The sequence below is a fragment of the Xenorhabdus aichiensis genome, assembly GCF_028598775.1.
Classification (GTDB): Bacteria; Pseudomonadota; Gammaproteobacteria; order Enterobacterales; family Enterobacteriaceae; genus Xenorhabdus; species Xenorhabdus bovienii.
The window spans coordinates 1-968 of sequence record NZ_JAQRFO010000126.1; the positions used below are offsets into that span (position 1 = coordinate 1).

At 57.6% G+C, this 968-nt stretch carries 3 protein-coding genes; all 3 read right to left on the minus strand.

Features of this window, described 5'->3' with window-relative positions:
* Window positions 1–133: phage tail protein (locus PSI22_RS21240; protein ID WP_171480149.1), on the minus strand; the 133-nt coding region annotated here is incomplete at its 3' end.
* Window positions 134–144: 11 nt separating this feature from the next.
* Window positions 145–498, minus strand: a complete 354-nt coding sequence (locus tag PSI22_RS21245; protein ID WP_000752979.1) for a head-tail joining protein — start codon at window positions 496–498, stop codon at window positions 145–147.
* 11 nt (window positions 499–509) lie between these two features.
* Window positions 510–908 (minus strand): DNA-packaging protein FI, encoded by a 399-nt coding sequence (locus PSI22_RS21250; RefSeq protein WP_000158919.1) that lies wholly within the window; start codon window positions 906–908, stop codon window positions 510–512.
* Between the last annotated feature and the right edge of the window lie 60 nt (window positions 909–968).

Sequence of the window (968 nt, forward strand, 5' to 3'; positions counted from 1 at the left end):
CAACCTGTGACGCCGACTGCGATATCGCGGATGAAGCAACGCGGTTAATGGCCATTGCGGCGGCACCAGGCACCGCCGTTTTGCTGATACGGCTGAGGTTTTCAACGGCCTGCTCAAGACCTTTTATGGCCATACATCCCCCTTTCAGCGGCGACGGTTAACGGCAGGCGGTACGCCCCGTCCAAGCCAGAGATGACAACTTCCGCCATCATCCGGCGAAACCCGATCTACCCAGAAATTTTCCTCACCGATGGTCAGCGTGTCTCCACGCCGCAGCTGCCGCACCTCATCAGTCCGGACAAACAGGGACGGGCTGGAGCCTTCAACGCGCACGCCCTGTCCGGCATAGCTGATATTTTCAGGGTCATCAAAAACACCACGTATCACCGCACCTGACTGCTCACCGGATGTAATGGTGGCTGACGTTCCCATGTACCCGCGTATCGTTTCATCGGCGCGGGCAATGGCAGCATCGAACAGGTTATCGAAATCAGCCACAGCGCCTCCCGTTATTGCATTCTGGCCAGGCCGCGCTCTGTCATTTCGGCTGCCACACCGGCAGAGACACGAAACGCCGTTCCCGGCAGCACAAATGCCACAGGTTCATCCCGCGTGGCGTGAAGTGCATCAGTATGCAGCTTCACCAGTGCCACGACCGTGACCAGTTCAGACGTATCCAGAATCACGGTATCCGGCTGCGCTGATCCCACCTCATTTTCATGTCCGGTCAGCACATTTTCCCGGCTGAGAGGGGTGTCCTGACCGGCAGTTTCATCCGTGTCATCAAGCTCCTCTTTCAGCTCTGCCACACGGAGCGCCAGTTCTTCTTTCGTCCCCGTCAGGCTGACATCACGGTTCAGTTGTTCACCCAGCGAGCGGAGACGGGCAATCAGTTCATCTTTCGTCATGGACTCCTCCACAGAGAAACAATGGCCCCGAAGGGCCATGATTACGCCAGTTGTACGGAC